This window comes from Candidatus Latescibacter sp. (assembly GCA_030692375.1).
Lineage (GTDB): Bacteria > Latescibacterota > Latescibacteria > Latescibacterales > Latescibacteraceae > JAUYCD01.
Map to the genome: position 1 here is coordinate 1 of JAUYCD010000144.1, position 23555 is coordinate 23555.

Consider the following 23555-nt stretch of genomic DNA (forward strand, 5'->3'; position numbering starts at 1 on the left):
AGATGATGGGCATCAAGCCCATGATGCACGGCCCTGTGCAGACAGTCCATCTCCACAATTTTAATCAGAATCACCCCATTTCGCAGGGTATTCAGGATTATGATCTGGCGCTCGATGAAAACTTTGGGGTGGAGCTGATCAACCCCAAAGCCATTCCACTCTATGAATCCACCGGCCATGAAGACAAACGCCACGATATCGCCGGGTGGTGTATCGAACAGGGCAAAGGAAGGATTGTCGGCCTCGCAGCCGGTCACACCTATACTGCCTGGAGAGACAAAACTTACCGCCAGCTTTACTGGCGCGGCGCCCACTGGGCTATGAAAAGAGAGGTTCCGCCGTTTGGGGGTTGAGTTCTATACATGACGACATAAATAATTGCGCATGTTTTGAGTGTTTAGATCCTGAAACGAGTTCAGGATCTAAACATTTAATAATCCGCTTTATATCGTCATATATAAACCTGCGTTAAACCGCTTAATCAGCGGCAATTTCACACAAGCATGGTCTGCACTGTCTCTCTGACCTTTTCCTCTACACGGCTTTTGAACGAAGAGGCGAAAAGGGGATACTTTACAGAGAAATTAACCGCCGCTTCCGTTACTTCCATCTCGCCGGACAGGGCGAATCCCATGATTTTAAGGCTGAATGCGCCGCTATTTCCCTGCCACTCATCACAGAGGTCCTGTACCTGACCGGAGTATTTTGATTTCATCTCTTCGGTGAATCGTTTCATTCTGGAAAGCGCCTCTTCTTTCGGAAGATTGTGCGGAATTGATATATTCATGGTTGGCATAAAGATACCTCCCTATTTTGACAGGATCGACAAGATTTACAAGATTTCTCAAGACAGGTCATTCAAATTAGTTTTAACAGGTATGTCGTTAAGTAAACTAAGGTGATCATCCGAAAGGTTAATCCCCCCTACCCCCCTTATTAAGGGGGGAAAAAGAAAATTGTTCCTATTACTATGTAAACATTTATTAGGATTTGACAGAACCTCTCCTTAATTTCCCCCCTTAATAAGGGGGGATGCCGAAGGCAGGGGGGATATTTAAAGACATATGAGCACTTAATATCTATTATTTACTGTATGTTGCTTACTTAACAACATAACCGAATAATCTTAAATTCTGTCTTCTGTCTTCTGTTTTCCAATTCTAATGCATTTCCGCTTCCACCCTGCCAATCCCCTTACGGTAAAAGTTGAACCGGACATCGGGATGGTCCGCCAGGAGTGACATGGGCGTCGATGAGTCGGGAATCTTTTTTGAGATCATAAGGGTGGTCAGGCGCATCCCGAACGGGTTGTCGTGTACACCCGCCTGCCAGATGGAAACCTTATCCGCTTTCCAGGTCTCAAACGGCCCCACTGTGGCGGCATGTGTCGGCACCATGGAGATATTGCCGCCGCCTGAGGTGCGGGCGTTCTGAATGACTGTCATCGGGTGCAGTTCCACCACACGGGCGCGGAGGCGGCGGTATTCTTCCGGGGCAGGCGGAGCATCACGGCAACTGCCCTCGCGTTTCACCGGATCATTGAACGCCCAGTGCTTTACCTCCCCTTGACCGCCCTGCATGATGACACAGCGGACGCTCTCGAAACTCCCTGAGTAGGATTCCAGGTCTCCGGTTGGAAAATGCAGATGAGAAGATGGCATGCGGAGCGAGGGATCGATCCGGTTGAAGCAGAGTTCGAGATCGGCTTTCGCAAAGGAGAGCGGGTGGTTACTATCAACCGGCAGTCCTTTTTCCACCCACTCATCCATTCCCCAGAAATGAGCATCCTGCACTTTGATGCCCAGGCTATTGACTATTCGGGCGACCAGAGGGAGCTGTTCGGTCGGCCCGATAGGCCCGCATATTCCCGCCGGATTATCAGGAGTGGCCTGTTTCCACGCTTCGATATATTCCAGTGCTTCCGCCAGATAAAACTCTTCAAGAGTCTCATAGAATGAAACCCGGAAACCCGGGCGGTTGAGCTGGAGCATGTCTTTCTCATCGAGTTTCGCCGCATCATTCAAAATCTCCGGTTCCAGGGTTGTATAATCCCACCACTGTGGCGCCACTTTACTGATCGGTCGTGCCATAAGTCCTCCAAAATCAGGAAAAAAAGTCTGAATTCAGACTTCTGTATTCTGTTTTTTTTATATTACAATTCCTCGCAGCTTGCTGGGGGGTTGGATCCCCCCTGTCCTTCGGACATCCCCCCTTATTAAGGGGGGCAACCGATACCATTGACGTTAGAATGGTTTTTCTCTTTTATCTCCCTCAGCAAGGGGGATGTCACTAAAGGTGACAGGGGGATCATCTTTTGATACCTCGCAGCTTGCTGGGGGCACTTCATTCCGCAGGGCGGTTGGTCGCCATGTGACGGCCCCCGTCGACATTGAGAAGGGTTCCGGTTATCCAGGCGCTCTGCTCGGAGGCGAAAAAGAGCGCCGCATTGGCAATGTCCACCGGCTTCCCGTTACGGCCCAGAGGGTGAAGGGGGCGCAGACGATCCCAGAACGCGCCGACATTCTGCTCTCCGAAAATAGGGATAGCCAGCTCTGTGTCCTCCACCAGCGCCGGGAGGATGCAGTTCACACGGATATGATCCGCCGCCGCCTCCATGGCCATGACCTGTGAAAGCACCTGAAGCGCAGCCTTGGAAGAGCAGTATACGCCGGTTCCCGGAAATGCCTTGATACCAGCCAGCGAAGAGATGTTGATTATGGAGCCGCCGCCGGACCTGCGCATATATGGCGCCACATTCACCATGACCCGCCAGGGTCCGAAAGCATTGGTCCGCATCATCAGCTCCCATTCCTGGACAGGAGTTTCATGGAGCTTTCCGAAACGCATGACTCCGGCATTGTTGACCATGATATCGATTCTGCCTGTCCGGAGCGCCGTTTCTTCCAGAAGGCGAATAATATCCTGCTCCACTGTGATGTCGGCGATCATCGACTGTATTCTTTCTCCTCCGGGATTTATCATCCTGGCGGCCTTTTCAAGTTTTTCTTTCCTTCTGCCGCAGAGCACTACAAATGCTCCCTCCTCATGGAATCTTTTTCCGATGGCCTGTCCGATCCCGGTGCCCCCTCCGGTGATGACGGCGGTTTTTCCTTCCAGTTGTCCCATAACATTCTCCTTCAATGGATTCCTGTGCGCTGTCCGCAATTTACAATCCTTCCTGCGAAAGCTCTTGAAAATGGCAGTTAGATACAATATACTGTTTTAAAAGAAAAGGAGTTTTCTTTACCCTTTTTCGGTTACCTGGTAATATAAACGATTTCGGAAAGGTAGAGTCTGCTAAAAAACGAACCTTAAATCATCTGCGTGTAACATGTCCGGAGCATGTCGACTGTTGCACCACAATCCGGCGGCTCATATTGGAGAGGATTACCATATATGAAAGAAACAACCGTATATCGCACATGGGATGAACCGATGGCCTGCATGGCGGTGGATTTGCTCCAGGGAATGGGGCTTCACGCCCGGATGGTCGCCGAGATGTCCCGGAGTATTTATCCGATGACTATGGACGGTCTGGGAGAAATTTGGATTGTTGTGCCGGAGGATGAGGTAGAACAGGCGCTTGAAATTCTGGAAGTACGGTTTTCCGAAAAAGGCACCATTGAAGGGTATTCGGAAGATGAATTCGGCAGGGAAGATTTCGGAGACGAAGAAGCGGAAAAAACATAACCTATTGATGATCTTATTTCACCCTGCGGTGAGAAAATACTCTTGACAAATCCTCATTTATTTGTAATATTAGAATTACTAGGAGTTTGGTAATATTTAATCAAGGAATTGTATCCATGAAACTGTCTACAAAAGGAAGATACGGAGCACGGGCGGTGCTGGAATTGGCTCTCCGGTATGGCAAAGGTCCGGTCATGGTAAAAGAAATAGCAGAAAGCCAGGATATATCAGAGCGGTATCTGGAACATATTCTGAATTCGCTCCGTATCTCCGGGCTGGTAAAAAGCACTCGCGGCGCTCATGGAGGATATGAGTTGGCCAAGCCTCCGGCTCACATCACACTCGGGGAAGTGATCCGTTCCCTGGAAGGCCCGGTCGAGATAGTGGCCTGTACAGAGGATAAAGTCTGTACCCGTAGACAGTTATGTGTCACGCATAGGATTTGGTGTGAGGTCCGAAGTGCGGTGGAGAATGTGATCGATTCCATTTCTCTGGCGAACATGGCAGAGAGGCATGAATTACTTCACCGGGATGCGATGAACGAATATATAATATAAACTGAAAGGAAAAATTCTGAATCCAGAATGAAAGATATTCAATACATGACGACATATTTTATTTCGTTTCTTTTCAATATAGATGCCGAAACGGTTGCTAAAAGATGCGCTGCGCTTTCATCGTTCCCGCGAAACGGCAATAAGTTCGGCATGACACGTGTCATCCTGAACTCGTTTCAGGATCTAAATCCTAAAAAACATGCGCAATTATTTATGTCGGCATGTATAAATCTTGCGAATCTGGTTCAGACAATCTTTATTCTTATTTTGGAGTGGTATGGAACGAAACTCTGTTGGTTTGGTAAGAGAAAATAAGTTCACGTTTGGCAGTGTTGAAGAGCCGTTGCTCCTCGAATCCGGTTATAATCTCGGACCAATTGATATTTTATATGAGACCTATGGGGAGCCGAATGCTGACCGCTCGAATGCCATTCTTATCCTCCATGCCCTCTCCGGCGATGCCCATGCGGCGGGATACCATCATCCAAATGACCGTAAAACGGGCTGGTGGGATGCCATGATCGGCCCCGGAAAAGCTTTTGACACCAGCCGCTACTGGGTTATCTGTTCCAATATTATCGGGGGATGCAAAGGCTCGACCGGGCCGGGTTCCCTGAATCCTAAAACAGGTAAACCATACGGTCTGGATTTCCCTATTTTTACCATAAGAGATACTGTGGAAGCCCAGAAACGGCTGATAGACCATCTGGGGATCAAGAAAATTTATGCCATGGCAGGCGGTTCCATGGGAGGATTTCAGGTTCTTGAATGGGCGCTCCGTTACCCCGACATGGTACGTTCGGTGCTTTGCATCGCTTCGACTGCAAAGCTGTCGGCGCTGGGAATAGCTTTCAATGCGGTAGGCCGTCACGCCATAACAAGCGATCCGGGGTGGAAGGAAGGACAATATTACGGCACCCCCGGCCCGATAAAGGGATTGGCAATTGCACGAATGGTGGGGCACATTACCTATCTCTCAGATATGTCCATGGATTCCAAATTCGGACGGCGTTTGCAGTACGCCGACCGGTTCAGTTATGATTTCGAATCAGAATTTGCAGTGGAATCCTATCTCATGCACCAGGGGCAGCGTTTTACCGAGCGGTTTGATGCCAACAGCTACCTGTACATCTCCAAGTCCATGGATTATTTCGATATATCACGAAGTTACGGCCCGCTTACTAAAGCGTTTGCCGGTGTGCAGGCGAAATTCCTGGTGGTTTCGTACAGCTCGGACTGGCTGTTTCCAACAGAGCAGTCGAAAGAGATCGTCCGGGCGCTTGTAGCAAATGATAAAGATGTTTCTTTCATCGAGATTGATTCCCCGTACGGCCACGATTCTTTTCTTATTGAAGTGGAACAACTTACAAGGGTGGTCAGCTCATTTTTGGACAGTGTGGGGAAAGAACCTTAAAGAAAGAATACAGAAGTCAGAAGTCAGAAGACAGAATAAAAGCTTTCCACTTTTCACCTTGAGGCGTTAGATTTTGACTATATGTTGTGTTTATCCTTTTCATCATCTTTTATCAATAAAATCACACGAATCAGTGGTTCAGACATTATTTTGTATTTCATATCCTGTTTTTATTCTAACTTCTGTCTTCTGTATTCTGTCTTTTCTAACTTTGCGAGAAAATCCATATGACCGACCGGCAGATAGACATCCTTACTCGTGCAGACCGTGATCTGATCACAGCCATTGTTCCTCCCCATTCACATGTGCTCGATCTTGGCTGCGGCGACGGCGGCCTTTTGAGCGAGCTGGTCGAAAAAAAACAGGTGATCGGCCGTGGGGTGGAGATCGATGAAGACAACCTCATCCAGAGCATGGAACGCGGGCTTTTCGTATGCCAGGGAGACCTGGATCAGGGGCTGGCCGATTATCCCGACCACTCGTTCGATTATGTCATTCTGAACCAGACCCTGCAGGTAATCAGGAGACCGGAAATAATTTTAAAAGAAATGTTGCGTGTTGGAAAATATGGCATTATCGGCTTTCCCAACTTCGGTCACTGGTATATTCGCACAACCTTCTTCCTATCGGGGAGGATGCCGAAAACAGCAGCCCTTCCGTTCGAATGGTATGACACTCCGAACATACATCAGCTCACCATCACCGATTTCAAAGATTTTTGCCGCAGGGAAGGTTTCTCGATCATCCGGGAGGAATATTACATGCTCGGCAAATGGCGATGCTCTTCTTCAGTCAATCCACTGGCCAATTTGTTTGCTGTTACCGGAATGTTCGTAATTAGTGAAAAGTAACCTCACCCCGTCCCTCTCCTAATTAGGAGAGGGTACCGCAGGCGGGTGAGGTTCTGTCTAAAATGATTTCGGTAAGGAAATTTCATGATCGAGAAAATCGTATGTCCAATCTGCGATCATAGTATCGAAAGGTATAAAAATCCTTTTCCCACGGCGGATGTCATCGTGGATATCGGGGGAAAAATAGTCCTGATCGACCGTAAGAATCCCCCTTACGGCTGGGCTATTCCCGGCGGTTTCATCGATTATGGCGAGCGAGCCGAGGACGCAGCGATCCGTGAAATTAAAGAAGAAACCGGCCTTCAAATTACTGATCTCACCCAGTTCCACGTATACTCCGATCCGAAACGCGACCCGCGGTTTCATACAATTACCATCGTATTTACCGCACAAGGTACCGGTACACTGTCAGCCGGTGACGATGCCGCAGGAGTGGGTCTGTTCGGAAAGAACGAGCTTCCCTCGCCCCTCGCCTTTGACCACGCCCGGATATTGGCCGACTATTTCCGCGCCAAATCATCTTGTAAAAACACATAATCTCGTGCAGCAAAGCACCTGAATCCACCCCTTGCGCGTTAAAACCCTAGAAAATGTGAGTCGCATGTGTTATATTTTAAATTATATATGACGACATAAATAATTGCGCATGTATTTAGTGTTTAGATCCTGAAACGGTATTATCGTTCCCGCGAAGCGGCAACGAGTTCAGGATGACACGTGTCATGCCGAACTTTCCCGCGAGCGCGAATCCGAGGAGATTATTCATCGCCGGGTCATGGACCTCGTCAGGGCGAATTTCCGCCCCGAATACCTGAACCGTCTCGATGAGATAATCATCTTCCACTCCCTCTCGCGCACCGATATTCGCAAGATAGTCCGCCTCCAGGTGGACAAGCTCGCCAAACGGGTGAAAGACTCCGCCGGAATAGAGCTTACCCTGACCGACGACCTTGTGGAGTATGTGGCCGAAGCCGGGTTCGACCTCACCTACGGCGCGCGCCCGATCAAGCGCCTCATACAGCGGGAGATCGAAAACTCCCTTGCCCAGGAAATCCTCACCCGTCAGATGCCGCCGAAGGTTACGGTGGATTATAAGGAGGGGAAGGTGGTGTTTGAGGGGGAATAAAAGAATTGAACCACGAAAAGCACGAAAAACACGAAATTGAAAAAGAGAAAAAAAATGGTCTTGGATAGGGGGGCCGGTTTTTTTATCGAGATGGAAGCGGAGCAGGTGTTTTCCTTTTTATGTCTTTTAGTGTAACCAGGCGATCTTTGTGTTCGGATTCACGGGCTTTCAGCCGGTCCATTAGTTTCTCAAGGTCGCCGCCGCACTCCTCCAGCATTTTTTCACGAATGAGGTGAATTTCTTCGACAATGGGGTCTTTATTCATTTTCCTTACCTTGTGGGGTTCCTTTCAAAGATCGAATATGCCAATCGAATTTTTCTCCTTGTCCCAGACTGTAACCCAAAATTGTAGAGTATTTGGTGTTTTTATAGGGTTCACCATGACCTGAAGACAATCCATAAGATTGGTCTAGGTCATAGATTCTCAATTCAGTCTTCTCGCCGTTTTGCTTTATGATATGAAGTCCTACCTGCACCTTTCTGATGTTCCAAGTTGAACCATTATATAATGATACTGTGAGCGTGTTAAAGAGATCGAAGTGGGCTACTGCATTGACTTTCTGTTTCTCGTAAAAAGGAAGTTCCTCTTGTTTTGGATATAAATTTAAATTCTTAGTAGAAACTTGTTTTGCATGGTTAAGATAAGTACTAACCGAGAAGACTACAATTCCCAAAAGTATAGGTACAATAACCCATACAATGAGTATTTTCTGTTCAACTTTTTCATAAATACTGAAAGAAAGCACAAATAGGGCACCTATAACAAGAATAGCGAATACTATTCCCCATAACTCTCTTGTTTGTATTAGGATAGCGGCGTCTATCGCCAATCCTGTATACCAGATTGCAATTAATTGTTTGGTATTCATGTTTCGCCCTCCAATTATGGTTCCCAATTATAGATAATTCCTAAAAATCCTAAGTGTTTTTTAAAAAAATTTTGAGAATGTAAATCAATGTAAATGAATTAGCCATATTGTTTCATTAAAGAGTAGCGAAGCGGATGAGGTCCACGCAACCGTTTCGACTTAACTCCCACCAACTGCACGGTACCATAGGGATCTATCTGGGAGTAGTCTGCAGTCCATATTATTCTCAATTCTTAAGCCCTAAAGTTTGAGTTGATAGGTGAGGCTTCTGGAGACAAGCCTTTCAAGCGAAATGTTATGTACAATTTTGCCTAGAGCGTCTTTCTCTTATCGTCAAGTAGTAAGGCAATAGAGCATCGAAAACTTCCGTCACAGAAGTATTGATTTTTTTAACTTTAGATTTAAGACATTTGATAATTCCGGGACACTCCATATCCCATGCCTCACTTATTAATTCAGGAGGGAAGGGATTTTTTCTTGCCTGGATCAAAACATTATAAAAACTTAGATAATCTAGTAATGAATCTTCAGAATTACTTGGTAAATTCGGCATTCTGCCACGATGTAAAAGTAAATGTCTCGGTTCACGATAGGAATTTATAAGTCTTTCCAACTCTTTAATTTTAGCCGGAATTTCCGTTTCTCGTATCCAAACATTTTTTAATATGATATCGCGTCTGCAATTTTTTGGGGGATTTCCTAATTCAAAAACGGAGTTAATGAGAATTAAAAGAATGTCTAAAGTGCTGAAAAGAGTGGCAATGAAAAAGGCGTAGTGATACTGAATCCAGTCATATTGTGTATGAACAATCTCGTAGCCGCTAATATTGCAAGGGTAATTCTCGATATAAGTGATGCTTTGTTGTATACGGGATATTGCAGATGACACAGCAGAAGCTGAATAAAAAACTTCAATGTCGTAGATCTCGACTGGTGTTTCCTCTAAAGGTTTACAAGCATGGAAACTCCCTGTTTCTTTATATCCTTTCCAAATGACTGCTTGGGAAGCGTCCAATAAAGGCTTAAGATTATCGAGTAAAACTTCAAGTAAGTCTTTTTTCATTCCATTACCCATTTAACATTCCCCAATGTTCATGAATATCACTGTAGTAAAAAGCGATGTGTAACGTTTTCAATGTATCAATTATTCGCTTTAAGCTTGTTTTTTCGTTAGTTACCGACCTACCCTATTTGAGATGTCCTTACTCTGGCGAGCCATAGGGCTTCACATCAAAAATTCCCTTTTTACCGTTTGACAGCGTTACCTTTATTCGGTAATCGGAGAGAATTTCAAAGTCAATCAGGTCTGGAGTCATTATTATCCCTACTTCAGCGGTTCGATTTTAGGCGGTTCAGGAATCGGGTCGCCAAACTCCCGAGCCGTATCAATCCATAGGCGGATAGCCTCTTTCACATTTTCGAGAGCTAATTCCTCAGTATTCCCGTGAGCCATGCAGCCGGGCAACTCCGGCGCTTCCGCCACAAAAACTTCATCCTCATTGCTCCAGTATATGATGATTTCATACCTTTGCATCAACAGCTCACCTCCGAGAGAGACAATTCTTCTCATCATCTTTTATCAATATAATCACACGAATCAGTGGTTCAGACAATTTTTTCAGATAAAGTTCGAAAAATTCAAGCGGCGGCAATTAATCGTTGCCTCCACTTTTTTTATGGAGTAATTTACAATGTTTATCGTTTTACGTGAACCGGACAACCAACCAAAGAAAGCGTATGTTACCAGACCCATATCCATAGCGAAAGAGAACGAGGCGGATTTGCCATCCGCCAGAAAATACACCTGTTTTCCCGCGCCGAAGCTACGCCCGGGAGAGCGCAGCCGCCCAAGGGTGAAAATTCATGATCACCATGTATAGCTATAATATTGCCGAAGGCACCCTGGCGTGCCCGCAGATCGAAGAGCTGCCGGCGCTTTTCGAGGCCGAAAATGTCGATCTGTGGGTCGATCTCGAATCGCCCACCCATGAAGAAGCGGAGATTCTCAGCGCCGTCTTCGATTTTCATGAACTGGCCATAGAAGACTGTGTGGCCACGGAGAACGAGGAGGCGAAAATCGACGATTATGACAATTATCTCTTCCTGGTTTTTCACTCCATCCTTTTTAACAGCGAGAAACTGATTTTCGATTTCGATGAGCTCGATATGTTTTTCGGCGAGCACTACGTGGTGACCTACCACAAAAAACCTGTCATCGGCGTCAACCAACTGCGTAAGCGGCTGGAAAGGGACCTCGATTTCATGGCCCAGGGCACCGACGAGATCCTCCACGCCATCCTAGATGCACTGGTGGATAATTATGTGGCTTCAATAAAGAGGCTGGAGCGGACAATCTACAAGCTGGAGGCTGAAATCCTTGCCGAGGCTTCCCAGAAAACGTTCAACGAGCTCTTCCTGCTGAAACGGGGCCTTATCAATCTGCGTCGGATCATGACTCCCGCCGAGGAAGTGGTCGAACAGCTCGGCACCATGGAAAACGAGCTGATACAGGAAGAGAACAGGGTTTATTTCCAGGACATCCATGACCATATTTCCAGCATCCAGGGCCTTCTCCAATCCTACACGGAAATGGTCAGCGGCACCATGGATACTTATGTGAGCCTTACCACCCACCGTATGACCAATGTGATGCGGACGCTCACCATCATATCCACCATCCTGCTCCCGCAGACATTGATTGCGAGTATCTTCGGCATGAACCTGGACCTTCCGTTCCAGAAGAGTCCTCTGGGTTTCTATATTATCATCGGCATGGACGTTTTGATTACCGGGGGCATGCTCTGGTATTTCAAGATAAAGGACTGGTTCTGAGATGGAACCCCGGCAGAATCGTGATACGGTTGCGGTAACCGATCTCGGCGCCTACCGTGATAACCTGGCGAAAATCCTCCGGTATATCGGTCCGAAGGTGCTTCTCATGGCTGTGGTTAAAGCCAACGCGTATGGCCATGGCATGATTGAATGCAGCAGGACCGCGCTCCGGGCAGGCGCGTCCATGCTCGGGGTGGCCTACGCCGGGGAGGGAATCACCCTGCGCGAGGAGGGGATTACCGCGCCCATCCTGGTAATGGCAAGCGAATCGGATGAATATATCCCTGCGTACCTTGAGTATAATCTGACTGTGGGGCTTTCTTCATTCGCTGCGCTTGAAGCGCTCAGAAAGCACCTGAAACCTGAAACGCCAGCCTGCAGGGTGCATATAAAAGTCGATACCGGCATGGGAAGAGTTGGGTTACGTCCCTCTGAGGCGCCGCGGGCGCTGGAAATGATAAAAAATATCCCGGGAATCACCGCGGAAGGCATCTTTACCCATTTCCCTTCGGCGGACGAAGCGGAGCATGAGGATTTCTGCCGGGATCAGATAAGAGTATTTACCGGCCTTTTGAACGATTTAACGGCGAAAGGATTGCGGCCTCCCATCGCGCACATGTGCAATTCCGCCGGGACTCTGAAATTCCCGGAAGCGCACTTGGATCTTGTACGCACAGGCCTCATGTCCTACGGCCTCATTCCCTATCGCGGCAGCGAGAAGTGGTTCCCGCTTAAGCCGGTGCTTTCGTGGAAAAGCCGTGTGGCATTTATCAAAGAAGTTCCCGCCGGATTTACTGTTTCCTACGGCCGGACCTTTTCCACCAAACGGCCTTCACGGCTGGCTACAGTACCCGTTGGATATGCGGACGGTTACCGGAGATTTCTGTCGAACCGGGGAATGGCAGTCATCAATGGCGTGAAAGTCCCTGTTGCCGGAAGAGTCTGCATGGACCAGACTGTTTTCGATATAACCGATGCCGGGGATGTCAGGGTCGGCGATCCTGTCACACTTATCGGCCGGGATGGCTCCGCGTCGGTTACTGTGGAAAACCATGCAGCTCTGGGAGGAACGATCAGTCATGAAATTGTTACCGGAATCACCGGTCGAGTTTCTCGCGCCTTTATCCAAAACTCCTGACCGTATTACCGTGACCGGGGTGCAGACTCCTTTCGGTCCTTTCGTGATGGCCTCTTGTGGAGAAGCTCTCCTGCGGGCGCAGATGCATACTTCACTCCCTGCTTTTATTCAGGCTATTCGGGAGAAGTGGGATACCGAAGTCCGCATCGATGCCGGGCCGTTTCGGGAGGTGATTACACAGGTAGAGGAATATTTTTCGGGAAAACCTGTACAAATCCGGGCTGTGGTGAAGCCGCTGACAGATTCGGTTTTCACCCGCACCGTGCATGAATTTCTTGCCCGTATCCCATACGGAGAAACCCTTACATACCGTGAAATGGCTGAGGAGATAGGCAATAACCGGGCGGCACGGGCGGTTGGGGGAGCCTGCGGCAGAAATCCGGTGCTGCTTATCGTACCGTGCCACCGGGTTGTAGCCGCTCACGGGCTCGGTGGATTCGGCGCCGGGCTTGAGCTGAAAGAGCGCCTCCTCGATTTGGAAAAGAAATATCCTGCAAGATGATAATAATAATATTTTAAAATACTACTTGACATCCCCAAAACTCCTATTATCTTACTCCTACCTGCCTTTATATACGACACTTGATCTCCTGAATAAAATGTAGTTTTTTGAAAAAGACTCTAATGAGAATAATTATCATTTATCTAATATTGTTTCATATTTCTACTACACTAAGTTATTGCTCATTCGATATTAAAAAGATAAATGTAGAATGTGATATAATTAATACTTTTATATGTGATTTCAATAACGACCAAAATAAAGATATTATCACTCTAAAATCACCATTCTCTATTATTCTTTATAAGGGGAATGGGGATTTATCCTTCGATAAATATGCTGAATATACTGTAGATTTTACAAATTTTCTGATTTGTGATGATTTTAATAATGATGGTTATAATGATTTATTATTTAGAAATGGGATAATGCTTGGAGGAGTTGATGGAGTATTCGGTGAACAGAAAAGTGTTAATGTATACGGAGGGAATGCAATTTCTGCAGACTTTAACAAAGATGGGTTCCGTGATGTGTTAACGATATCAACCTTTGGCGATGAAATGCTTTTATTCATCAATAATGGTAATATATCTTTTTCAGTTCCAATATCCATCAAAATTGGTAGAATCAAAGGTATTATTCCTCTTTCAACCTGCGATTTTAATGATGATGGTTTTATGGATTTATTGATAGGATATTCTCTGCTAACTGATGAGTATGGAAATTATGTGCCAGAATATACTTATTGTACAGGCATTTTATTTGGCCCAATAAACGATGCGATTACTAGTAATTTTTATTCGCTATCAAAGAATGGGAAAAAGGGGAAAGTGTGTGATCTCAATAATGATCATTATCCTGATATAATTCTTATGGATAATATATTTGAAACATATTTAAATAATGGAAAAGGAATATTTAATTTAGCTTGGTCATATGAAAGCTCTGATTACAGATGGCAAGAGTCTAATCATCCTGTATTAATTGATGAAGATAAAGATGGCAAATCTGATATTCTTAGTTTTGGAAATAATACACCGGAAGGTAACTTTTCAAATAAGTATTCAATAATGACTGGAAAAGAAGATGGTACATTTAATAAAGAAGAGTTTTTTAATTATGATGGAAATGATGTAATTAATACAATAGTATCCGATATAAATAATGACAATAATGATGAAATACTTCTTTTGTGTACAGATGGAGTTTATATGTTAATATATGGTATAATAACAAATATAATATCAGAAAACGAACATATAATTATGAATAAAAGTTATGTCACCGTTTTCCCTAATCCCGCGAACCTCTTCACAACCATTACTTATTCAATTACCTTACCCTCGAAAGTAAGGCTGGACATCTTCTCGGTGACCGGCCAGAAAGTCCTTTCTCTGGTTGACGGTCATGTTAGCTCCGGTGTACATGCGGTGAAATTCGACGGCTCACAGTATGGTTCCGGCCTCTATTTCTACCGGTTCTCATCCGACAAATTCACCAAAACCGGCAAGATGCTGTTGTTGAAATAAACTCTCTTTGTCATTTCATAGAGCATTTTTGTTTAAAGCGCCTCATCATGGGGCGCTTTTTTATGCTCAAAAGGAATTGCAAAAACTCACCATGTTCACATATATTATTACACTGTAGATAAAATAAAATCGTGTTTGTTTAAAAAAAAAGAATAGACATAGAAATGCTATTATTATATCTGATGATTAGGATTCTATGAGCCTGAAAGATATTACCCTCGGACGATATATATATGGCACTTCTCTCCTGCACCAGTTGGACCCGCGCACGAAACTCGCGTCTATTCTATTGATCATGGCTGGTCTTTTTGCAAGAAATTCCTGGTATCCCCTGGAAATCGCCGGGCTGTATACGGCAATGGCGGCACTCCTGTCCGGTCTTCCGCTTTTCTATCTCATCAGAAGCCTTACACCGTTTAAATGGCTTATTATTCTTACTGTCGCGCTGAATGTGCTGTTCGTGGGCGGCCACATCCTGGTTGAAGCTCCACTTCCGTATGGCGGAATAACCTCAGAGGGTCTGAATAACGGCCTTCTTTTTGGCGCTCGCATAGCTCTCCTGGTGATTACCGCCTCACTGCTCACTCTGACAACTGAACCGGTTGTGCTGGTAGATGGGGTGGAAAAACTGCTCAAGCCTTTTTCACGGGTAGGACTGAACCCTCATGAAATAGCCCTCGCGATGGTAATCACCATCCGGTTCATTCCGGTTCTTCTGGATGAGGCGGTCAAAATCCGCAAGTCTCATGCCGCTCGGGGGCTGAGGCCGGTCGGGATTCGCGCCAACCTGAAATCCGTTTCTCTCCTGTTCCTGCCCCTTTTCACTTCTGCGGTGCACCGCGCCGAGGCTTTGGCGGTTGCCATGGAAAGCCGTTTGTACCGCAGCGATGTTAAGCGAACCAGATATAAAGAAATCTCCATGACCCGTAAGGACTGGGTTGTCCTGGCGGTGTCGCTGATGTTTGCCTTTATTATGGTGGTGTAAAAGCAATTTTTATTGCGTTTCTTTTTGAAATAGATGCCGAATCAAGTTCGGCATGACACGTGTCATCCTGAACTCGTTTCAGTATCTAATTCCAATCATTTTTCAAATTGACGTAAAACCTCACCCGCCCTTTGGGCACCCTCTCCTAATTAGGAGAGGGCCGGGGGGAGGTAAAAAATTGGAAATCATGCCATTTTGAACGCAAATTGGAATAAACACTCAATACTTACACAATTATTTCTTTCGTCATGGATAGAATCATACGCGGGGATTGTAGGGGTTCAGCATGCTGAACCCCTACCGAATGTAAAGAAAGAAATTTTATAATGCCGGAACGCACACTGAAAATAACCCTTGAATACGACGGCGCCCGTTTTTACGGTTGGCAGGTTCAACCGGGGAAACGCACGGTCCAGAGAGAGGTTGAGATAGCCCTCGGAAAGATACTCCACCATCCGGTGCAGCTCACAGTGGCGGGACGTACCGATGCAGGCGTTCATGCCGCGGGGCAGGTGATCGGATGCCGTATTTTTTCGGATATCGAGATCGACCGTCTGAAAAAGGCGCTGAACGGCGTACTCCCCCGTGATGTTGCCGTAGTCGAGATAGTCGAAGCCGCTCCGGATTTCCATGCCCGGTACGATGCGGTTTCAAGAACGTACCGGTACACGCTCTCCAATCGCAAGTGCGCTCTTGGCCGGTCTTATGTCTGGAAGGTTCGATACCCTCTTTCAAGGGAGCTTTTAGAGGAATCTACGAATCCCCTGGCGGGTCAATGCAATCTTCGGGGGTTTTCAAAAGAGAGTGAAAATGAAGATTATTCTACTATTATCTATAATAACCGGTGGATATTCACCGAAAATTTGATGATATTTGAGATAAGCGCCATACGGTTCTTTCACCATGCGGTACGGTGCATTGTGGGAAGCGCAGTTGAGGTGGGGCGGGGGAAAGAATCCCCGGATTTTCTAAAGAGAATTCTGGAGACCTGCGACCGTTCGCTTGCAGGGCCGACAGCTCCTGCAATGGGGCTCTGCCTGGTCAGTGTGGAGTATAATGGAGGAAAAGTAGATGCCGAAACGGTTTCACCGTTCCCGTGAAGCGGCAACAAGTTCTGCATGACACGTGTCATTAGGGATTTTCTTTTCCCTTTGCGCCTTTGTGACTGTTCTTAAAAGACTTGTGAAAAAGTCTAAATGCCTGTTATTTTCTTTTTACGCCGAAACTCACCCCCTAACCCCCTCTCTATCCTATAGAGGGGGAACCAGAAGGCTCGCAACGAGTTATCTCCTCTCTATTATAGAGAGGAGACCAAGAGGTGAGTTTAGAAAAAGCGGGGATTTTATTCAATAAAGTGTTTTTCACAGGAGTAATAAATGGATACATATCCTCCTTACGAAGATTATCGAGCCTTCAACCGGCCTAAAAGGAGATCGACTCTTACCCTGCTTCTGCTTTTTGTCCTGGGATTTGGCCTCGGAATGTTCTGGACAAGCCGGATTCAATCCACACAGAGAGTGGATACGGCGGTTAAGCCGGTGGCGGAGGCCCATGAACTGTCCAAAACCGACCTCCAGAATGCCATGAGCTACGACCGGCTGGTCATGGATGTAGCAAAGAAAGCCATGCCGGCTGTTGTTTCCATTCATACTGCTGTTTCCTTTGTCTATCGGTACAACGATCCTTTCTTCAACATGTTTTTCGGACCGCAGAGGGATGACATACCGGCTATGGGCTCCGGGGTGATTATCGGTCAGGACGGCATCATCATCACCAATAACCATGTCATCAGCATTCGAAATCAAATCGGCAGGCTTGATGTAATCCTTACAGACGGCAGGAAATTCAAAGCCAAGGTTATCCGCAACTTCCCGGAGCAGGACCTGGCGGTTCTTTCCATCGACGGCAATAATCTGCCTCACCTTGAAATCGGCTCCTCCGGCAGCCTTTCTACCGGGCAGACCGTGCTGGCCATCGGCAATCCGTTTGGCGACAGCATCACCGGCGGCCTTGCCGGAGGAGAGCCTACAGTCACCCGGGGCATCATCTCCGCCATGAAGAGAAACCTGACCATCGATACCGATTCCGGCATCCGCTACTACCGTAACATGCTACAGACCGATGCTGCCATAAATGAAGGCAATTCGGGCGGAGCTCTGATTGATCTGAACGGGAACCTGATCGGAGTGAACACTGCGATAATAAGCAAGAGCGGCGGATCGGTCGGTATCGGATTCGCAATCCCTTCGGATCGGGTGAAACTAATTCTCGATCATTACCGCAAGAATGATGATATCGGGAAATGGGATACCGGACTGAAGATTCAGGATATCACCCGTGAAATGGCCCGTTCTCTTAAATTCAAGGAAGAAGGCGGAGCGGTAATCTTAGATGTGAAACGTAACAGCCCGGCGGATAAGAGCGGACTGAAGATCAACGATATCATAACCGGGGTAAATGGGTTTACTATAAACGACTCGGAAGAGCTGGTCAGCATGTTCAGGGGGTCGGTGCCGGGAGAGACATTCACCCTGATTATAGTCCGCGGCGGAAAGAAGATGAACAAGGAACTGAAGCTTGGCGCCCAGTAATACAAAGACCGGTTGAACAGCTCTATAAAAAGAATTTGTATAACCTAAACCTTTGAAGTATATTTTATTCTTATACATGACGACATTTTTTTATTTCTTTTCGAAATAGATGCCGAATCAAGTTCGGCATGACGTCATCCTGAACTCGTTGCAGGATCTAATCATACTAAACATGCGCAATTATTTTTGTCGTCATACATGATTCCATGAAAATCGATCCGGACGGTATAAAACTTTTTGGCTTGTTTTTTGGCCTGGCGTTGTTTTGCTGGGGAGGATACCATTTCTTTGGCTGGACTGCTCTGAAATGGGCAGCAGGAATTTTCCTGCTTGCACTTTTTTTTGCAGTTTCCTTTTTCCGTGATCCCGAGCGGAACATCCCGCAGGGAGAGGGGTTCGCGATATCCGCCGCCGATGGTGTGGTCATTGATTCCGGCATGATAAAGGCGGATGGATTCCCAGAGCCGGGCGCCCTCCGGATCGCGGTTTTCATGAACGTAGTTAATGTGCATGTAAATCGCAGCCCGGTCGATGGAAGAGTAGTTGCTGTACATCATTGGTTCGGGAAAAAACATTCGGCGTATAATAAAAGCGCTGAGTATGAAAACGAACATGGCGACACCGACCTGGAAACGCGATGGGGCCTGGTTAGAGTCCGTCAGATAGCGGGTTTGATTGCCCGCCGGGTGGTGACGAGAGTAAAAGCAGGCGACGAACTGAAAAAAGGAGACCGTATCGGTATCATACGGTTCGGCTCCAGGGTCGATGTTATTCTCCCAGCCGATTTCCAGTCTGCGGTCAAACCGGGAGACCATGTGCGCGCAGGAGAGACGATAATAGCCCGTATTACCATGGATAAAAAACAGGGTAAGTAAAGGGAACAGGGGGAAATATGAAGATGTTTAGTATGAGGATAGTGATACCGAGCATGTTTACTCTTGGCAACCTCCTATGCGGATTTCTTGCAGTCGCCAATGTTGTCGAAGGAACAAGGGAAGCGCTGATTTCTGCGGCGTGGTGGATCATCATTGCGACGGTTTTCGACGCGCTGGACGGCAAGGTAGCCAGACTTACCGGAAGCGCATCCAAATTCGGCATAGAATTCGATTCGATTGCCGATGTGGTGTCATTCGGAATAGCTCCGGCGATCTTGTTCTACCGTTTTGCTTTTGCCGACGCCGGCAAAGTTTGTCTGTTCCTTTCGTTCATATTCCTGGCCGCCGGAGCGATCCGTCTTGCCCGGTTTAATGTGTCCGCGTCCACCGGCAGCAAAAAGTATTTCACCGGTATGCCGATTCCGGTGGGAGCAGGTATCCTGGCGTCGTACGTTCTCTTCTGCAACGTATGGGAAGGATTGAGCGGTTTTAATTTTGCTGTTGCTCTGGTCATTTTGACATCGCTTGCCATGGTAAGCCAATTCAAATACAACGTATTGCCGAAGCTGGGGTTCAGAAGAACAAAAGATATATTCTGGAGCATCTTTTTCCTGGGTATGCTTATTCTTATCGCATGTTTTCCCGATGAGGTTCTCTTTCCTTTCGGGATAGTTTACCTTTTTTCGGGTCCGATGAGATACTTTTCAGCTCCTGCATTGATCCATGTTTTTCATAAGGCAGACAATAACAGATTTTAGATAGAAAAGATTATGCCCCGGAGTTTAAATGAAATCGAAAAGTATCGGCCTGCTTATTGTTACTTTGTTTATCGGAATACTGATCGGAAGCGCGCTGGGGCAGCTTCTCGGTTTGTTCCTTCCTGAAGATCATATAGTGGCGCGAGCGCTTGTGGCGCCTTTGGCAGAATATATTGCAGGTCCCTGGGATCTAAATTTGATTATAATCGTCTTAACATTCGGGTTTAAACTGCATATTAATTTTTTTAGTATTCTTGGCATTGTAGGCGCCTGGTATTATCATAAATATTCTTACTGAGAATTGTCCTGCTTGCCGGGATTTATAGTGAGGAGGTAATAGATATGTTCGGACTCGGACCAATGGAACTTGTACTTATCTTTCTGGTGATTCTCCTTGTTTTCGGGGCGAAAAGAATACCGGAGATTGCTCACGGTATCGGCAAGGGAATCACGGAGTTTAAAAAAGCGGCAAGAGATGTCACTGATGAATTTGATTCTGGCGTTACTACCAACAATCCCCCGGTAAGGAATGAGCTGAGAGGCCAGAGAATTTCAGAAAAACCACCGCAGACTGCCGAACAGGTTAACTCCCCGGAGAAAAAAGAGGGATAAAAGGAATAAGAATTCAGGAGACAGAAGTCAGAATCCAGAATAAAAATACTGGAGTCTGGTCTTTTTACCCACAGGTCGGGTTTTCCCGGCCTATTTTTAAAAGTCTGACTAAAGACAGCTTTGTAATTCTGGTGGTCGGGAAATGAGGAGGCAGAAGTACTTTGGAGCTTTTTGAACTGACGGCCTGTGAGCTTGCTGAAAGAATTCGGTCCGGAGAGTTTTCCGCCGAGGAGGCTGCCCGGTCTGTTCTTGACCGTATCGAACAGATGGAGCCGATCATTCATGCATACATCACTGTCATGGGTGAAAAGGCGCTCGACCAGGCCCGTGAAATCGACCGGAAACTCTCCCGCGGCAAGGAGATCGGTCGGCTCGGCGGTGTTCCCATGGCGATAAAGGATTCCATCGTGGTCGCCGGTACCCGTACCACTGCCGGTTCGCGTATTCTCGAGAATTTTATTCCTCCATACAATGCGCATGTAATCGAAAAGCTCATCAGTGCCGGGGCGGTTTTTGTCGGGAAAACCAACACCGACGAATTCACCATGGGTTCAACATGCGAAACCTCCTGGTTCGGCCTCACCAAAAACCCGCACAACCTAACTCTGGTGCCCGGCGGCTCCTCGGGCGGTTCCGCCGCTGCCCTGGCGGCGGACGAATGCATCGCCGCGCTCGGCTCCGATACCGGAGGATCTATCCGTCAGCCGGCCTCATTCTGCGGGATTGTCGGAATCAAGCCGACCTATGGCCGCGTCTCGCGCTATGGGCTTATCGCCCATGCATCTTCGCTCGACCAGATCGGACCGATGACCAAAACAGTGGAGGATGCGGCGCTTGTGCTCTCGGTGATTGCCGGACACGACTTCTGCGATTCCACCAGTCTCGATGTGCCCTCGCCCGATTATGTGGAGAGTGTGAAAGCTTCGGTCAAGGGACTCAGGGTCGGGCTTCCCCGTGAATACCTTGGGGAGGGAATCGACCCGGAGGTGAAGAAAATCACTCTCGATGCAGTCGATATCCTGTGCTCGGAGGGGGTGGAAGTGATCGATATCTCCCTGCCGCACATGGAATATGCCATCCCCACGTATTACCTCCTGGCTACTGCCGAGGCTTCCGCCAATCTTGAACGGTACGACGGGGTGCGTTACGGTTTCCGCGCCCCGAAAGCGGAAAATCTGTTTGAAATGTACAGCAAATCCCGCTCCGAAGGCTTCGGAATGGAGGTCAAGCGCCGGATCATGCTAGGAACGTACTGCCTTTCCGCAGGATACTATGACGCCTACTACCGTAAGGCTCAGAAAGTCCGCCGCCTAATCAAGGAAGATTTCGACGCCGCCTGGGGGAAAGTGGACGCCATCATCGCACCCATTTCGCCTACTCCGGCGTTTCCGCTGGGATCGAAGTTGAATGATCCCCTCCAGATGTACCTGGCCGATATTTATACCATCTCGCTCAATCTTGCAGGACTGCCGGGAATCGCTGTGCCCGCCGGAAAAACCTCAAACCGGCTGCCGGTCGGAGTTCAGTTCATGGGGCGGGTGCTGGAAGAGACCACCCTGTTCAGCCTGGCCGGGGCGCTCGAGCGCCGTGTGGGCAGACTGCCGGTCGAAGGAGGGCTGTCATGATACGATATGTCCCCGCCATCGGGCTGGAAATCCATTCACAACTGGCCACAAACAGCAAAATCTTCTGCGGTTGTTCCACCGTATTTGGCAGCGACCCCAATACTCATGCCTGCGCGGTGTGTCTTGGCATGCCGGGGGTGCTGCCTGTGCTCAACCGTCAGGTAATAGAGCTCGCCATCCGCATGGCGCTTCTCACCGGGGGAGAGGTGCAGCGGAAGAGCAGCTTTGCCCGCAAGAACTATTTTTACCCCGACCTCCCCAAGGGATATCAGATCAGCATGTTTGAGCTTCCGCTTATCAGGGGAGGGCATATCGATGTGGTGACCGGGAAAGGGAAAAAGAGCATCCGCCTGAACCGTATTCACCTGGAAGAGGACGCCGGAAAGCTGGTGCATGCGGAAGGATACCCCGATTCATTTTTTGATGTCAACCGCTGCGGGATTCCCCTCATCGAAATTGTAACCGAACCGGATTTCGAATCGGTGGAGGAAGTGACCCGGTTTCTCGCCATTCTGAAGGAAATGCTGGTTTTCTCCCGCGCCTCCCGGGGCAACATGGAACAGGGCAATATCCGTGTGGATGCCAATATCTCCATACGGCCGGAGGGACAGAAGGAACTGGGAACCCGCACCGAAATCAAAAACATGAACTCCTTTGTCAATGTCGCCGCAGCCATCGAGCATGAGATCGAGCGCCAGATTTCCATGGTGGAGCACGGCGGCCGTGTGGTGCAGGAAACGCTTCTCTACGATCCGCTCCGCGGCACTGTGTCCTCCATGCGCTCCAAGGAAGATGCGCATGACTACCGCTATTTCCCTGAACCTGACCTGGTTCCGGTCGTGGTAGATGACGGCTGGATCGCCCGCATACGGGCTGAACTTCCGGAGCAGCGTGATGAGATGCGCGCCCGGGTTCAGCGTGAATACGGAATTCCTGCCTACGATACAGACATTCTGACCGCAGTCCCGGAAATCGCCGCTTACTACGAGGAGGTCATTCACGCCGGGGCGGACCCGAAGAAAGCATCGAACTGGGTGATGGGTGAAGTACTGAGGGTTTTAAATGAAACTCAGACCGATATCGCCGAGTTTAAAGTGAAACCTCAGATGCTGGCTGCTCTCATTTCCCTGATAGGCGAGGGGGCAGTTTCCGGTCTGATGGCCAAAACCATATTCGATGAAATGGCGGCTACTGGAAAGAACCCGGATGACGTAATGGAAGAGAAAGGGCTCCGTCAGATATCGGACAAGGATGAGCTCAGGCAGGCCGCACGAAAGGTTATAGACACACATCCCGGCGAAGCAGCCCGTTACCGCGCCGGAAAAACCCAGCTTATCGGATTTTTCGTCGGCGAAGTCATGAAGGCGACACGGGGCAAGGCAAATCCCAAAGAGGTCAATTCCATCATCACGGAGATGCTCTCATGAAGAGAGTTTTTATGCGTATTGCAGGCGGTTTCAGGATAATGAAGGCGAGATTATTACTACAGCCCCCTATCAATAGAGGGGGCAAGGGAAGTTGTTGCCCTATAGTCATTGCTGATGCGCAGGAACAAAAAACTGTTTCCTGCCCCCTTCGGGGGAAGGATGTCCGAAGGACAG

At 47.8% G+C, this 23555-nt stretch carries 27 protein-coding genes and 1 pseudogene; 21 read left to right on the forward strand and 7 right to left on the reverse strand.

Features of this window, described 5'->3' with window-relative positions; all coding sequences use genetic code 11:
- Nucleotides 1-353 (forward strand): ThuA domain-containing protein (locus Q8O92_08765; protein ID MDP2983407.1); only part of this gene is annotated, 353 nt, incomplete at its 5' end.
- A gap of 140 nt (nucleotides 354-493) precedes the next feature.
- Here Q8O92_08765 and Q8O92_08770 read toward each other — a convergent pair.
- The 3 genes from Q8O92_08770 to Q8O92_08780 form a co-directional block, all read right to left on the reverse strand.
- Nucleotides 494-796, reverse strand: coding sequence for a polyhydroxyalkanoic acid system family protein (locus Q8O92_08770; GenBank protein ID MDP2983408.1), 303 nt, complete (start codon nucleotides 794-796; stop codon nucleotides 494-496).
- A 364-nt stretch (nucleotides 797-1160) separates the two neighbouring features.
- Nucleotides 1161-2090 (reverse strand): glucosamine-6-phosphate isomerase, encoded by a 930-nt coding sequence (locus Q8O92_08775; protein ID MDP2983409.1) that lies wholly within the window; start codon nucleotides 2088-2090, stop codon nucleotides 1161-1163.
- Nucleotides 2091-2343: 253 nt separating this feature from the next.
- Entirely contained in the window at nucleotides 2344-3126 is a 783-nt protein-coding gene (locus tag Q8O92_08780) for an SDR family oxidoreductase (GenBank protein ID MDP2983410.1), read from the reverse strand.
- Nucleotides 3127-3396: 270 nt separating this feature from the next.
- On the opposite strand from Q8O92_08780, the gene Q8O92_08785 reads away from it, so the two are divergent.
- The 6 genes from Q8O92_08785 to Q8O92_08810 all read left to right on the forward strand — a co-directional run bounded on the left by Q8O92_08785 (nucleotide 3397) and on the right by Q8O92_08810 (nucleotide 7638).
- On the forward strand, nucleotides 3397-3690 hold the full coding sequence (locus tag Q8O92_08785; protein MDP2983411.1) for a DUF2007 domain-containing protein: 294 nt from the start codon (nucleotides 3397-3399) through the stop codon (nucleotides 3688-3690).
- Nucleotides 3691-3806: 116 nt separating this feature from the next.
- Nucleotides 3807-4247, forward strand: a complete 441-nt coding sequence (locus Q8O92_08790; protein MDP2983412.1) for an Rrf2 family transcriptional regulator — start codon at nucleotides 3807-3809, stop codon at nucleotides 4245-4247.
- A 277-nt stretch (nucleotides 4248-4524) separates the two neighbouring features.
- Nucleotides 4525-5661, forward strand: a complete 1137-nt coding sequence (locus Q8O92_08795) for a homoserine O-acetyltransferase (GenBank protein ID MDP2983413.1) — start codon at nucleotides 4525-4527, stop codon at nucleotides 5659-5661.
- A gap of 227 nt (nucleotides 5662-5888) precedes the next feature.
- The gene (metW, locus tag Q8O92_08800; protein ID MDP2983414.1) at nucleotides 5889-6512 is read left to right on the forward strand and encodes a methionine biosynthesis protein MetW; all 624 of its coding nucleotides are present in this window, start codon (nucleotides 5889-5891) and stop codon (nucleotides 6510-6512) included.
- Between the two features lie 84 nt (nucleotides 6513-6596).
- Entirely contained in the window at nucleotides 6597-7049 is a 453-nt protein-coding gene (locus Q8O92_08805; protein MDP2983415.1) for an NUDIX hydrolase, read from the forward strand.
- Between the two features lie 238 nt (nucleotides 7050-7287).
- Nucleotides 7288-7638, forward strand: coding sequence for a hypothetical protein (locus Q8O92_08810; GenBank protein MDP2983416.1), 351 nt, complete (start codon nucleotides 7288-7290; stop codon nucleotides 7636-7638).
- Between the two features lie 82 nt (nucleotides 7639-7720).
- On the opposite strand, the gene Q8O92_08815 is transcribed toward Q8O92_08810, so the two are convergent.
- The 4 genes from Q8O92_08815 to Q8O92_08830 all read right to left on the reverse strand — a co-directional run bounded on the left by Q8O92_08815 (nucleotide 7721) and on the right by Q8O92_08830 (nucleotide 10041).
- A complete protein-coding gene (locus tag Q8O92_08815) occupies nucleotides 7721-7903 on the reverse strand; it encodes a hypothetical protein (protein ID MDP2983417.1) in 183 nt (60 codons plus the stop codon).
- The gene (locus tag Q8O92_08820) at nucleotides 7896-8507 is read right to left on the reverse strand and encodes a hypothetical protein (protein MDP2983418.1); all 612 of its coding nucleotides are present in this window, start codon (nucleotides 8505-8507) and stop codon (nucleotides 7896-7898) included. Before Q8O92_08820 ends, Q8O92_08815 begins: the two co-directional genes overlap by 8 nt.
- 295 nt (nucleotides 8508-8802) lie before the next feature.
- Complete coding sequence (locus tag Q8O92_08825; protein ID MDP2983419.1) at nucleotides 8803-9582, reverse strand: Cthe_2314 family HEPN domain-containing protein; 780 nt, start codon at nucleotides 9580-9582, stop codon at nucleotides 8803-8805.
- Nucleotides 9583-9831: 249 nt separating this feature from the next.
- A complete protein-coding gene (locus tag Q8O92_08830; GenBank protein ID MDP2983420.1) occupies nucleotides 9832-10041 on the reverse strand; it encodes a type II toxin-antitoxin system HicB family antitoxin in 210 nt (69 codons plus the stop codon).
- Between the two features lie 157 nt (nucleotides 10042-10198).
- On the opposite strand from Q8O92_08830, the gene Q8O92_08835 reads away from it, so the two are divergent.
- The 14 genes and pseudogenes from Q8O92_08835 to gatB all read left to right on the forward strand — a co-directional run bounded on the left by Q8O92_08835 (nucleotide 10199) and on the right by gatB (nucleotide 23381).
- On the forward strand, nucleotides 10199-10387 hold the full coding sequence (locus Q8O92_08835; protein MDP2983421.1) for a hypothetical protein: 189 nt from the start codon (nucleotides 10199-10201) through the stop codon (nucleotides 10385-10387).
- On the forward strand, nucleotides 10371-11339 hold the full coding sequence (gene corA / locus Q8O92_08840) for a magnesium/cobalt transporter CorA (protein MDP2983422.1): 969 nt from the start codon (nucleotides 10371-10373) through the stop codon (nucleotides 11337-11339). The genes Q8O92_08835 and corA overlap by 17 nt, the downstream gene beginning before the upstream one ends.
- Before the next feature lies 1 nt (nucleotide 11340).
- Nucleotides 11341-12477 carry an alanine racemase gene (gene alr, locus Q8O92_08845; protein MDP2983423.1) on the forward strand — a complete coding sequence of 379 codons (1137 nt, stop codon included), beginning with the start codon at nucleotides 11341-11343 and terminating at the stop codon, nucleotides 12475-12477.
- Nucleotides 12419-12979 (forward strand): MGMT family protein, encoded by a 561-nt coding sequence (locus tag Q8O92_08850; protein ID MDP2983424.1) that lies wholly within the window; start codon nucleotides 12419-12421, stop codon nucleotides 12977-12979. The genes alr and Q8O92_08850 overlap by 59 nt, the downstream gene beginning before the upstream one ends.
- Before the next feature lie 122 nt (nucleotides 12980-13101).
- Nucleotides 13102-14508, forward strand: coding sequence for an FG-GAP-like repeat-containing protein (locus tag Q8O92_08855; protein MDP2983425.1), 1407 nt, complete (start codon nucleotides 13102-13104; stop codon nucleotides 14506-14508).
- 196 nt (nucleotides 14509-14704) lie between these two features.
- A complete protein-coding gene (locus Q8O92_08860; protein ID MDP2983426.1) occupies nucleotides 14705-15493 on the forward strand; it encodes an energy-coupling factor transporter transmembrane component T in 789 nt (262 codons plus the stop codon).
- A gap of 326 nt (nucleotides 15494-15819) precedes the next feature.
- Nucleotides 15820-16593, forward strand: coding sequence for a tRNA pseudouridine(38-40) synthase TruA (gene truA, locus Q8O92_08865; protein ID MDP2983427.1), 774 nt, complete (start codon nucleotides 15820-15822; stop codon nucleotides 16591-16593).
- Between the two features lie 276 nt (nucleotides 16594-16869).
- Nucleotides 16870-18084, forward strand: a complete 1215-nt coding sequence (locus tag Q8O92_08870) for a trypsin-like peptidase domain-containing protein (protein MDP2983428.1) — start codon at nucleotides 16870-16872, stop codon at nucleotides 18082-18084.
- Nucleotides 18085-18290: 206 nt separating this feature from the next.
- Nucleotides 18291-18959: a phosphatidylserine decarboxylase gene (locus Q8O92_08875; protein ID MDP2983429.1), complete on the forward strand. Its 669-nt coding sequence runs from the start codon at nucleotides 18291-18293 to the stop codon at nucleotides 18957-18959.
- A gap of 17 nt (nucleotides 18960-18976) precedes the next feature.
- Entirely contained in the window at nucleotides 18977-19717 is a 741-nt protein-coding gene (gene pssA / locus Q8O92_08880; GenBank protein ID MDP2983430.1) for a CDP-diacylglycerol--serine O-phosphatidyltransferase, read from the forward strand.
- A 28-nt stretch (nucleotides 19718-19745) separates the two neighbouring features.
- A complete protein-coding gene (locus Q8O92_08885) occupies nucleotides 19746-20015 on the forward strand; it encodes a DUF4321 domain-containing protein (GenBank protein MDP2983431.1) in 270 nt (89 codons plus the stop codon).
- 44 nt (nucleotides 20016-20059) lie between these two features.
- A pseudogene (locus Q8O92_08890) lies at nucleotides 20060-20251 on the forward strand (twin-arginine translocase TatA/TatE family subunit).
- 239 nt (nucleotides 20252-20490) lie between these two features.
- Complete coding sequence (gatA, locus tag Q8O92_08895; protein MDP2983432.1) at nucleotides 20491-21954, forward strand: Asp-tRNA(Asn)/Glu-tRNA(Gln) amidotransferase subunit GatA; 1464 nt, start codon at nucleotides 20491-20493, stop codon at nucleotides 21952-21954.
- Nucleotides 21954-23381, forward strand: a complete 1428-nt coding sequence (gene gatB, locus Q8O92_08900; GenBank protein ID MDP2983433.1) for an Asp-tRNA(Asn)/Glu-tRNA(Gln) amidotransferase subunit GatB — start codon at nucleotides 21954-21956, stop codon at nucleotides 23379-23381. Before gatA ends, gatB begins: the two co-directional genes overlap by 1 nt.
- Nucleotides 23382-23555 lie beyond the last annotated feature (174 nt).

Excerpts from the sequence above, each read along its gene's own strand:
- Q8O92_08770 (MDP2983408.1), bottom strand. The coding sequence starts at position 796 with ATGCCAACCATGAATATATCAATTCCGCACAATCTTCCGAAAGAAGAG.
- Q8O92_08775 (MDP2983409.1), bottom strand. The coding sequence starts at position 2,090 with ATGGCACGACCGATCAGTAAAGTGGCGCCACAGTGGTGGGATTATACA.
- Q8O92_08780 (MDP2983410.1), bottom strand. The coding sequence starts at position 3,126 with ATGGGACAACTGGAAGGAAAAACCGCCGTCATCACCGGAGGGGGCACC.
- Q8O92_08785 (MDP2983411.1), top strand. The coding sequence starts at position 3,397 with ATGAAAGAAACAACCGTATATCGCACATGGGATGAACCGATGGCCTGC.
- Q8O92_08790 (MDP2983412.1), top strand. The coding sequence starts at position 3,807 with ATGAAACTGTCTACAAAAGGAAGATACGGAGCACGGGCGGTGCTGGAA.
- Q8O92_08795 (MDP2983413.1), top strand. The coding sequence starts at position 4,525 with ATGGAACGAAACTCTGTTGGTTTGGTAAGAGAAAATAAGTTCACGTTT.
- metW (MDP2983414.1), top strand. The coding sequence starts at position 5,889 with ATGACCGACCGGCAGATAGACATCCTTACTCGTGCAGACCGTGATCTG.
- Q8O92_08805 (MDP2983415.1), top strand. The coding sequence starts at position 6,597 with ATGATCGAGAAAATCGTATGTCCAATCTGCGATCATAGTATCGAAAGG.
- Q8O92_08810 (MDP2983416.1), top strand. The coding sequence starts at position 7,288 with ATGGACCTCGTCAGGGCGAATTTCCGCCCCGAATACCTGAACCGTCTC.
- Q8O92_08815 (MDP2983417.1), bottom strand. The coding sequence starts at position 7,903 with ATGAATAAAGACCCCATTGTCGAAGAAATTCACCTCATTCGTGAAAAA.
- Q8O92_08820 (MDP2983418.1), bottom strand. The coding sequence starts at position 8,507 with ATGAATACCAAACAATTAATTGCAATCTGGTATACAGGATTGGCGATA.
- Q8O92_08825 (MDP2983419.1), bottom strand. The coding sequence starts at position 9,582 with ATGGGTAATGGAATGAAAAAAGACTTACTTGAAGTTTTACTCGATAAT.
- Q8O92_08830 (MDP2983420.1), bottom strand. The coding sequence starts at position 10,041 with ATGCAAAGGTATGAAATCATCATATACTGGAGCAATGAGGATGAAGTT.
- Q8O92_08835 (MDP2983421.1), top strand. The coding sequence starts at position 10,199 with ATGTTTATCGTTTTACGTGAACCGGACAACCAACCAAAGAAAGCGTAT.
- corA (MDP2983422.1), top strand. The coding sequence starts at position 10,371 with ATGATCACCATGTATAGCTATAATATTGCCGAAGGCACCCTGGCGTGC.
- alr (MDP2983423.1), top strand. The coding sequence starts at position 11,341 with ATGGAACCCCGGCAGAATCGTGATACGGTTGCGGTAACCGATCTCGGC.
- Q8O92_08850 (MDP2983424.1), top strand. The coding sequence starts at position 12,419 with ATGAAATTGTTACCGGAATCACCGGTCGAGTTTCTCGCGCCTTTATCC.
- Q8O92_08855 (MDP2983425.1), top strand. The coding sequence starts at position 13,102 with ATGAGAATAATTATCATTTATCTAATATTGTTTCATATTTCTACTACA.
- Q8O92_08860 (MDP2983426.1), top strand. The coding sequence starts at position 14,705 with ATGAGCCTGAAAGATATTACCCTCGGACGATATATATATGGCACTTCT.
- truA (MDP2983427.1), top strand. The coding sequence starts at position 15,820 with ATGCCGGAACGCACACTGAAAATAACCCTTGAATACGACGGCGCCCGT.
- Q8O92_08870 (MDP2983428.1), top strand. The coding sequence starts at position 16,870 with ATGGATACATATCCTCCTTACGAAGATTATCGAGCCTTCAACCGGCCT.
- Q8O92_08875 (MDP2983429.1), top strand. The coding sequence starts at position 18,291 with ATGAAAATCGATCCGGACGGTATAAAACTTTTTGGCTTGTTTTTTGGC.
- pssA (MDP2983430.1), top strand. The coding sequence starts at position 18,977 with ATGAAGATGTTTAGTATGAGGATAGTGATACCGAGCATGTTTACTCTT.
- Q8O92_08885 (MDP2983431.1), top strand. The coding sequence starts at position 19,746 with ATGAAATCGAAAAGTATCGGCCTGCTTATTGTTACTTTGTTTATCGGA.